Annotated in this window: 5 protein-coding genes, 16 tRNA genes and 1 rRNA gene; all 22 read right to left on the bottom strand. The window is 40.2% G+C overall.

What is annotated here, in order from left to right; translation table 11 throughout:
• Positions 1–38: 38 nt before the first annotated feature.
• Positions 39–2,150 carry a cellulose biosynthesis cyclic di-GMP-binding regulatory protein BcsB gene (locus tag H605_RS0110400; protein ID WP_029054164.1) on the bottom strand — a complete coding sequence of 704 codons (2,112 nt, stop codon included), beginning with the start codon at positions 2,148–2,150 and terminating at the stop codon, positions 39–41.
• Positions 2,147–3,415, bottom strand: coding sequence for a glycosyltransferase family 2 protein (locus tag H605_RS0110405; RefSeq protein WP_029054165.1), 1,269 nt, complete (start codon positions 3,413–3,415; stop codon positions 2,147–2,149). Before H605_RS0110405 ends, H605_RS0110400 begins: the two co-directional genes overlap by 4 nt.
• Positions 3,408–5,117 carry a polysaccharide deacetylase family protein gene (locus H605_RS0110410; protein WP_029054166.1) on the bottom strand — a complete coding sequence of 570 codons (1,710 nt, stop codon included), beginning with the start codon at positions 5,115–5,117 and terminating at the stop codon, positions 3,408–3,410. Before H605_RS0110410 ends, H605_RS0110405 begins: the two co-directional genes overlap by 8 nt.
• Positions 5,107–5,955: a GGDEF domain-containing protein gene (locus H605_RS0110415; RefSeq protein ID WP_029054167.1), complete on the bottom strand. Its 849-nt coding sequence runs from the start codon at positions 5,953–5,955 to the stop codon at positions 5,107–5,109. The genes H605_RS0110410 and H605_RS0110415 overlap by 11 nt, the downstream gene beginning before the upstream one ends.
• Positions 5,939–7,042: a glycosyl hydrolase family 8 gene (locus H605_RS17755; RefSeq protein ID WP_051210553.1), complete on the bottom strand. Its 1,104-nt coding sequence runs from the start codon at positions 7,040–7,042 to the stop codon at positions 5,939–5,941. Before H605_RS17755 ends, H605_RS0110415 begins: the two co-directional genes overlap by 17 nt.
• A gap of 327 nt (positions 7,043–7,369) precedes the next feature.
• Positions 7,370–7,450 (bottom strand) — tRNA-Leu (locus H605_RS0110425).
• Between the two features lie 28 nt (positions 7,451–7,478).
• Positions 7,479–7,549, bottom strand: a tRNA-Cys gene (locus H605_RS0110430).
• A gap of 7 nt (positions 7,550–7,556) precedes the next feature.
• Positions 7,557–7,631 (bottom strand) — tRNA-Gly (locus H605_RS0110435).
• Positions 7,632–7,639: 8 nt separating this feature from the next.
• Positions 7,640–7,711 (bottom strand) — tRNA-Gln (locus H605_RS0110440).
• Positions 7,712–7,715: 4 nt separating this feature from the next.
• Positions 7,716–7,791: transfer RNA gene (locus H605_RS0110445), tRNA-His, on the bottom strand.
• Between the two features lie 51 nt (positions 7,792–7,842).
• Positions 7,843–7,918: transfer RNA gene (locus H605_RS0110450), tRNA-His, on the bottom strand.
• Positions 7,919–7,942: 24 nt separating this feature from the next.
• Positions 7,943–8,013: transfer RNA gene (locus tag H605_RS0110455), tRNA-Trp, on the bottom strand.
• Positions 8,014–8,016: 3 nt separating this feature from the next.
• Positions 8,017–8,101: transfer RNA gene (locus H605_RS0110460), tRNA-Tyr, on the bottom strand.
• Between the two features lie 8 nt (positions 8,102–8,109).
• Positions 8,110–8,182 (bottom strand) — tRNA-Thr (locus H605_RS0110465).
• Between the two features lie 7 nt (positions 8,183–8,189).
• Positions 8,190–8,265: transfer RNA gene (locus H605_RS0110470), tRNA-Phe, on the bottom strand.
• Positions 8,266–8,313: 48 nt separating this feature from the next.
• A tRNA-Asp gene (locus H605_RS0110475) sits at positions 8,314–8,389 on the bottom strand.
• Position 8,390: 1 nt separating this feature from the next.
• A tRNA-Met gene (locus H605_RS0110480) sits at positions 8,391–8,465 on the bottom strand.
• Between the two features lie 18 nt (positions 8,466–8,483).
• A tRNA-Val gene (locus tag H605_RS0110485) sits at positions 8,484–8,559 on the bottom strand.
• 46 nt (positions 8,560–8,605) lie between these two features.
• Positions 8,606–8,680: transfer RNA gene (locus H605_RS0110490), tRNA-Glu, on the bottom strand.
• 22 nt (positions 8,681–8,702) lie between these two features.
• Positions 8,703–8,794: transfer RNA gene (locus H605_RS0110495), tRNA-Ser, on the bottom strand.
• A 5-nt stretch (positions 8,795–8,799) separates the two neighbouring features.
• Positions 8,800–8,874: transfer RNA gene (locus H605_RS0110500), tRNA-Asn, on the bottom strand.
• Positions 8,875–8,916: 42 nt separating this feature from the next.
• Positions 8,917–9,032: ribosomal RNA gene (gene rrf / locus H605_RS0110505) — 5S ribosomal RNA — on the bottom strand.
• Positions 9,033–9,190: the final 158 nt, after the last annotated feature.

Below are 9,190 nucleotides of genomic sequence, written 5' to 3' on the forward strand. Positions count from 1 at the left end.
TCACAATAGAATAGTTAGTATAGAAACTTTACATTTTATTAGTTCTCTCTACTCTTTAGTCGTTTTTGTTTCACCCTAATAAAGAGTCCTGCTGCGAGAATTAATAAAATTACAAATCCAACTACCCACCAGCTAGAATTCTTAAACGAACTCTTCGCGTCAGACATGTGAGCCGCTTTCAAACTACCTTTCTTCACTTCAAATTCATTTGCATTTGTATATAGATGATGTTCTCTCGTTTGAATTGCAATAGTAGACGTTTCGTTCAGATTTGTTAACGACTCAAGGAATCGCTCGTCAATCAATTTTGCTTTAGCGCTGGCTGCATCAAAAACCATCATCGAATACCCTTTTTCATTCCAAGGATTTTCTTGAATCCAGCTATAGTGCTGAACCGCTTCTGGTAAAAATCCAAACGTTTGAAAATCGGGAATGTCATCTATGAAAGGAATGATTAAATCTTTTTCATTCTTTTTCAATATAGGTTGGAGCCCACTTCCTCCTATGAAGATGAGATGACTATTTTTTGCATCGGCTTCTTTAAACTGTTCCCCTTTAATAAGTTCGATGGCAGGGACCCTGCCAAATGCAGTTAACGAAGAGATTAACTTCGTTAGGTCATCATCTGCAACTTCTTGACCCTGTGGCAAGATGATTTTTGTTTGTTGCGCTGAATCACTAAATGGATATGGGAAACTCTTTAATGTCTTTTCGCTAGTTGAATCTCCTTCTTGGAATGTGAAATAGCTGTCTTCAGATAAGTACACCCAGCGATTTTCGTTATTGCTATAACAAGGGTTCTTTCTTCGTAAGCCATTCACTTCTACTTTTAATGAGATTAGATGATTTTCTTGAATCGTTCCTTCTTCGATAGGAATTTTAACAGAGAATACGCCGTTCTCTTCTTCATATAGTTCCCGAATATCAATTGGATACGGAATGTTATTTATGTGAACAACTAATTCAACATCTTCACCTGAAAGTTCTACACCTTCTTCATTTTCCCTATATTTCAATGTATCTGAGCGGCGTAAAAATAGTTCTAATGTTGGTTTAGCATTCCAGCTCGGTGGGGTGTAACCGAAATACGTATCACTCACTCTATTTGTCCGGTCAAATGTAATATCACTCATCCCAAATTTCTTCAATGGAATAACACCACTCGTTTTATCAAGTGCAGGTGTCGATGTAATAATCATTTGCTGATCTGTAAGTTGTTTACTCAAAGAGTCATCAAGTAGAACTTCAACTCGGTCTTTGAATTGTTGCGGAGTTTTCACGAGAATGAACAGCGACTCCGCACTCTCGTTTAAGCGATGTCTAGATAAGAGAAGACCTTTGTCTGGAACGTTTACTTTTGCTTCAGTAAGCATCTTTTTTATCCGTTTTGTTTGAAACTCTGATTGTGTTCCAACTACAAGGAAATTTCCATCGATCACGTTCACTTTAGATTCACGTATTACTTGGACTCTTTTACTATTCTCAGACTTACTTTTTAAAAATGCAGCAATTGCACTTCCTGCACTTCTGGTTTCTAAAGAAGGCTTATCCGGAATGATCACTGAAACGGATTGATGATCTTTCGCACTAAAAACTTCCGGATAATCTGACAAACTGACATCTTCAGATTGTTGACCTTGCAGTTGTAAGTAAGAGTCAATTCCGATTTTCAACCAATTACTTGGCATCTCCTGGTCGACACAAATTCCTTCTTTTAGCACGCCATTAAACGATACGGTAATGGTGTGAAAACCTATCGACAGTGCTTCTTTTGGTAAAGGAATGACGATTTTGTTCGCTAACTCACTCTCCTTTAGCGCGGCGGAATGCACAGTTTGATCATCGATACTAAATGTTACAGAGGAAGGCTCAATAAGTAGTTCAGAATGCTTTAAGTGGAAAACCACCTCATTCCCAACTGTTTCCGTTTCAGTTTTCACTTCATAAAAGAATGTTTTTTCTTCTACTGGACCATAGAGCTCGATAGATTTGTTCGTTAACGCCTGACGATTCTTAGCTTGCTTATCAATCGGACTCACTTTAACGTCAGCCAGCTGAATTTCATATTTTGCAAGTACCTGTTCTCCGACTATTGACATTCCGATAAAACAACCTATACTCATTAATAACATAACAACGAATCTATTCATTGGAGATCTCCTCGTTTCTTTTCGAATCGCTCTGTCTTATACCAACGGACTTCTTGCCGGAACATCACTCTTTTTGTTTCAAGAACTAACGCATAAAACACGAGAACAATCCACATTTGGGAATACGTAAAATACATTAATATAACATTGAAGAAATTTTTGCGATTCATTTGTGTTTTCTCTATACTGAGCGTAATCATAACTTCAGCTAGGAATAGTAAGAACGCTAACCCCCATAAAACTAAAGCAACATTGCCTACAGACAACTGAATGTCATAAAACAGATTGATAATAAATAATGCGTTTGAGACGATGACACCGAAGAAAAAGAGAAAATACGTAAAGAAGAAGTAAAACAAATCAAAGATAATTCGCTTCCGCTTTAACTTGAAAAACTGACTTAAAAATTTTAGTACTACATATTGGTTCCCTCTTGCCCACCGAGTACGTTGCTTCCACCAAACACTAAGCGTTTCCGGTTCTTGTTCCCAAGTAATAGCAGCTGGAAAAAATCGAATGTGATAGCCTGAATCATATACCCGTACAGTTAGTTCGGTATCTTCGGCAAGTGCTTTTACATCCCACCCACCAAGCTCTTTCATAATCGACCGTCTAATTGCAAAATTTGTCCCTGGAATCGTTGCTACTTTGAACCAACTCCACCGCCCTGCTTGGGCCATCCATTGAAAACAAATCGTTTCGATGTTGATGAACTTCGTTAGCCAGGTTGCTTGAGCATTTGTCACGCGAAATTTGCCGACCACTGCGCCCGCTTTTGGATCATTTACTAACCCCATAACCAAATACCAAACCGCCATTCGCTCAGGCGTATTATCTGCGTCATAGACAACTATAACTTCACTTTCTGTTCGTTGTAAGGCATCATTTAAAGCAGAAGATTTTCCCTTACCTTTATTTTGCTCCTCTGTTTCAATTACTTTGATAAATGGATATTTATCTGCATAAAGAGCAGCTATCGCGCCTGTTCGATCGGATGAGTTATCATTTATTACTATAACTTCTAATTTTTCTTTTGGATAATACAACCGCGCCATAGCTTTCAGCGTCTGTTCAATTACAACTTCTTCGTTATGTGCAGGGATAAATACGCTCACTGTAGGCAAATCTGTCATGTTTTTTTTCCATTGCGGAATGACTTTCTCAAATGTCTTAAAGTGATGATAGCCACCTTGCATTAGAAACATATGATAGAGAAGCATCATCCATATAAGTATTAGTGATACATAAAAAAGAATATCAGCCACTATAATCCCTCTCTCTAAACAAACGTTTTTTCAGCGCTGCGCGTAAATTTACAATGTAGATGAAAAAGGCAATGATAAACAACAAGACGACAATCGAAAGTCCCCAGAGCATTGCTTCAAGCGGTTTATCAACGGAGTTTTCCACTAAACGTTTCCAAGTATTTCGATCAGATTCTACTGTTAGTTCACCGTTTTCTTGTTGGTGTACCAATACCTGATCTGTTTGCACGCGTTGTTCTGTCTCACTTAAATCCAGCCATTCAATTGTGCCGACTGAATAGATGAGATCTAGCATTTCTTGTAAGTGTTCCATCCCTAAGTACGGATGATAAAACCCTCCTACCATAGAACCTGGTATATCTTTTAATCGTTTGACAGTTTCCTTAACCACTTCTAAAGGATCCTCTAGCTGAGGGTTTACATAGCCAATTGTTTCAGGATACAACTTCATCCCCGATAGAATTGAAGGATTCGATACAAACAGTGGAGCGTCCATAATCTCCCAGTCTTCGTCACTCAACTGAACTTGACCAAAAATTGAAGTGAAGTAATTTGAAGTGATTTTGTATCCTGTTGAACTCATCGTATAATGAGGCGCTTCAAAAGCGAGCGGATACAAGCCAATATCCGTTAACTCTTCAATCGCTTTTTGATGCTTGGTTTCGATATAGCCTTTTTCAATTAAATCCATTTTGTCCATAATTATTCTGTATTCACTTTCTGAGCGAAACGACTCTCGTTTTGGTAACGATTCCGGCAATTTATCAGTCCGTTCCGTTGTGATTTTCTGGTTTAATTGATTATCCCAAAACTCAAAGCCTTCCCCTGTTTCTTCGTAGCGATAAGAGTGTGTATATCCGTGGCTGATAACGATTCCGCCACGACTTTGCAAATGTCGAAGCACGTTAACTAACTTCTGATTTGATTTCATAAAGACTTTTTCGCCATTCTCGTTATTCACATACACTGGAATGACCGCTAAGTAAAAAGGGATTCCCCGATCAGCTAAGTAATCTCCAGTTTCTTGTACAAGCTTATAATCTGAAACAGGAGATATGTCTTCTAGTCGGATGTAGGCGGGATGGACTGTAGGCTCTTTAACGCCCATAATTTGATGCATCTGTTTTGATAAGGCATATTTCTGATCGTTTTCAAATGCAGAAGAAGCAATATATGTCAGACGTCCATTTTTTACGATATACGGATGCTGTGCATATAAACTATTCCCGACTTCAATTAGTTCACTCCCGTCTGGAGGTATCACATCGACTACTGACATCGGAATGGAAAGTGATGTATTGTCAAGCTTGCTAATTTCAACTTCATCTTGAAACTTCCATTCGTTGAATGCTTTGAATTGACTTCCGTTATACCCAATGACAATAATCTCTCCTTTAAAACGATCGATTTCCTGAATGAGCAATGAAGGGAGTTTTATTTCAAAATCCCCTACAAAAACGACTACATCTGTTCCGCGCAATAAGTCGGGTGTGAAGTCTTCAGCAGATACGACCTGCTGTTTCATAGCAAAAGCTGAAAATGTCGCATCTAACATATGAATGTTTTCATCGACTTGTTTTTTTTCAGATGCGTAAATGAATAGAATAGTTGGCTTAGCTTCAGCCGCGCTCGAAGTATCAGTTATAGAACTCCAGCTAAAGAATATAAGTAAACCCGTTAGCACCAAAATCTTAGAGTACATAGCTAACCCTCTCACTTTCAACCTTCTCCATGAGCACTTCATAATCCATGGATTCTGAACCTGGCTCATACGTCACCTGCCCAATTAGGAACGTGAGATCTATTAAATTACCACTTAACAATTGATGGACTTTAAGTTTGTTCTCTAATTTACTTGACACTATTTCCACGGACTCGACAGTTGTATTAGTTAATAAAACTGCTAGTCTATCTGTGTCATACCTGAACTTCCGATCTGTTTGCCGCGTCAACTCCCCCAACTTATAAGCAAGTGACGAAAGAAGATGCGCTCTCTCCTTTTCACCATAAAGTTTTTGAAATTCTTCATAGTGATCCATCTGTAAAATTAGCAGTACGAAAGATCCTCCATATCGATCGATTCGCTTCATTTCCGCTGTAACTTCAAATTCCATTCGCTCTGGATTATCAAACCCTGTTTCAATATCAACGGCTGTAAATCGACGTATTCTCTCTTGAAGCTTCAAAACTAACTGCCTCTGATCAGTTAGCTGGTTTTGTATATAACCAGCAAGTAAAATCAGACCTATTAAAGCAATTCCGTAGGCCAACATATAAGGTAGAGGAACTTCAAGTTCCTTTACAAAACGATTGAAAAACTGACCATCAAAGAGCACAGCACCAAGTATTAGTAAGTAGGGCAAGCTCCAAAATAACCCCGCGGCTGAACCTCTTAACAGCGTGTAACTGAGTAACAGAAGTAAAAAGGCGATTAATACAAGCCCCTCCACACCATACGGCAGCAATAAGTAGGTGGACAATTGAACTCCTAGCAATAACACTATGAGTATAAACTGACTTCCTTCAAAAAATGTTTTCATAAGCCACTGTCCTTTCTGCAATCATTGCCAACAAGTTATCAAACGTGTGCGTATCCAGTGTAGGTAAGTCGATATATCCACCGTAATATCGTTTCGAGTTATCGTTTTGCTGAAGTGTTCTCATTTGAGTAAACAATTGCTTTGCCAATTCAACCTCTTCAAGTTCTAAACACATTAAGATTGCCAGTGCATAGATGGAGGGTGCTTCATAGTCGGCGAATGGTTTACCCTCTTTCAAATCATAAACACCATACAATCGACCATGTGGTTTGGACATTTCTCGTTTAGTGAACTCCAATAATTCTGTCACGTCTCCGTTCCATTGAGCACGATGATAGCCAATATAATACTGATCGATTAAGTTCACTTTTTTGTCGTAAGTAAAGTGTTTTGTTTGAACATCAAATGATTTCGGAAAAAATCCTTTGGCTGAATGTGGCATTTCCGTAAGCAAGTTAAACGTATTGTCATAGACGGTTGCAGAGATGTAGCCGCGTTGTTTCAAACGATCAAACGCATCTGGAATAATGTAACTTAGCGTGATGACAGACCCCTGCTCTTTCGATTTCAAATCGATATAATCGATTAAGTACTCTTCATTTAGCTGATATATTCTTAATCCATCTGCCATACGTTTAGCGAGTGCTGTATGGGCGGGTTTGTTCCACTTCTCTCCTGCTTCAAATAATGCATTCATAATTCGTAAATCATCGATTGACGCATTCGAGTTTGCAGCTTTTCCTTTTTTCAACTCCCATACTACTAAATAATTTTTTGTTAAGAAGTACTTCTCTAATACACGAACTTGCTGTTTAAATTGCTTTGAATCGTCCTTTACTAGTAAATACTCCATCCACAACCCTACGGTTTCCGATAAATACTCATTTTTTCTTTCTAAGATATTTGTATGAATTCGTCCGTCTCGTTTCATCAAATGATCCATCACAAATTGCTCTGCACTTAGTCGATTTACAGCTTGAGCATCTTGTTTAATTTGAACATCCCTACCTTTATATTTTATTCCTATGCATATTCCGATAAGTATAAGAAATATTAGTATCCATATCCAACCGTTTTTTGGTTTCATAGAGTATCTATTTCCTTTCCTTGGTCGCACTATCTCTATTTACCATACTATGCAATGCATCTTACTATTCACTTACGCTATTCTTAAAGAACACTTAAATTTCTTGAAGTATACTAAAGTATATGAAAAAGCCCTTACTCATAAGAGTAAAGGCTAGTATGTAAACATACTTTATGTTATTTTATTACATCAATACAATCTGTCCTATTGTATAGTCAAGTTAGCTACTTGTATTTAAACATAATAAAAAGCATCTACAAACGTTGAAATATCAACGTTTGTAGATGCTTTAGGTCTTATTCAAACTAATACAATAAGACTTGGTGATACCCGAGGCCGGACTTGAACCGGCACGCCTCGCGGCATCGCATTTTGAGTGCGACGTGTCTGCCATTCCACCACTCGGGCACGTGTAAAGTAATTATATAAAATTATAAGGCGGCAACCGGAATCGAACCGGTGGTAAGGGTGTTGCAGACCCGTGCCTTACCGCTTGGCTATGCCGCCAACATAGTGGAGCGGAAGACGGGATTCGAACCCGCGACCCCGACCTTGGCAAGGTCGTATTCTACCACTGAACTACTTCCGCAAAACTGACTGGGGTAGCTGGATTCGAACCAACGAGTGACGGAGTCAAAGTCCGTTGCCTTACCGCTTGGCTATACCCCATTAATGGGGCGGACGAGGGGTATCGAACCCCCGAATGTCGGAATCACAATCCGATGCGTTAACCACTTCGCCACGCCCGCCATGTTATGATCACTTACAGTATAGTAATGAGTGTTAATGCTTTTAAAATATGGGGCGGACGAGGGGTATCGAACCCCCGAATGTCGGAATCACAATCCGATGCGTTAACCACTTCGCCACGACCGCCAAAATAATTATTTTTAAAAAATACAGGGGCAGTAGGAATCGAACCCACACCAAAGGTTTTGGAGACCTCTATTCTACCGTTGAACTATGCCCCTAAATGGTGGTGGGGGACGGATTCGAACCGCCGAACCCGGAGGGAGCGGATTTACAGTCCGCCGCGTTTAGCCACTTCGCTACCCCACCAGTAAGGATGCCGGCGAAAGGACTTGAACCCTCAACCTACTGATTACAAGTCAGTTGCTCTACCAATTGAGCTACACCGGCATATAAATGGTGGCTCAGGACGGAATCGAACCGCCGACACAAGGATTTTCAGTCCTTTGCTCTACCGACTGAGCTACTGAGCCACATTTGGTATTTCCAAAAAAAACCCTCTTCAAAGCGTATGTATAAAATGGCGGTCCCGACGGGAATCGAACCCGCGATCTCCTGCGTGACAGGCAGGCATGTTAACCGCTACACCACGGGACCTTGGTTGCGGGGACAGGATTTGAACCTGTGACCTTTGGGTTATGAGCCCAACGAGCTACCACTGCTCCACCCCGCGATAATACTATAAAATAAATGGTGGAGGATGACGGGCTCGAACCGCCGACCCCCTGCTTGTAAGGCAGGTGCTCTCCCAGCTGAGCTAATCCTCCTGGGTTATATTGCGATATAATTCGCATGAAAACTTATTTTTAAAAATGGTGACCCCTACGGGATTCGAACCCGTGATACCGCCGTGAAAGGGCGGTGTCTTAACCGCTTGACCAAGGGGCCATCTATAATGAATGCGTACATCTGGCGGAGAGCAAGGGATTCGAACCCTTGAGGCAGCGCAAACCGCCTACACGATTTCCAATCGTGCTCCTTCGGCCACTCGGACAGCTCTCCAATAATGGCTCCGCAGGTAAGACTCGAACTTACGACCGATCGGTTAACAGCCGATTGCTCTACCACTGAGCTACTGCGGAATAATGTAATGTGATTATACTGTTTTTATAACTTGTCTAACAGACCAGCGATGTCCTACTCTCACAGGGGGAACCCCCCAACTACCATCGGCGCTAAAGAGCTTAACTTCCGTGTTCGGTATGGGAACGGGTGTGACCTCTTTGCCATCATCACTGAACTGTTTTCAAAGCCATGATTATTATATCAAACTGAGTGAGATTGTCAATCCTTTTTACAAAAGATTTTATTCACTCAAAACTGAATAAAAGACATTGGTGTAGTTCAAGTAACTACTTTTTAAAATAGGTTAAGTCCTCGATCGATTAGTATCTGTCA

It is taken from the genome of Sporosarcina ureae DSM 2281 (assembly GCF_000425545.1).
Lineage (GTDB): Bacteria > Bacillota > Bacilli > Bacillales_A > Planococcaceae > Sporosarcina > Sporosarcina ureae.

Coding starts and splice junctions, on each gene's coding strand:
- H605_RS0110400 (WP_029054164.1), bottom strand. CDS start 2,150: ATGAATAGATTCGTTGTTATGTTATTAATGAGTATAGGTTGTTTTATC.
- H605_RS0110415 (WP_029054167.1), bottom strand. CDS start 5,955: ATGAAAACATTTTTTGAAGGAAGTCAGTTTATACTCATAGTGTTATTG.
- H605_RS17755 (WP_051210553.1), bottom strand. CDS start 7,042: ATGAAACCAAAAAACGGTTGGATATGGATACTAATATTTCTTATACTT.
- H605_RS0110410 (WP_029054166.1), bottom strand. CDS start 5,117: ATGTACTCTAAGATTTTGGTGCTAACGGGTTTACTTATATTCTTTAGC.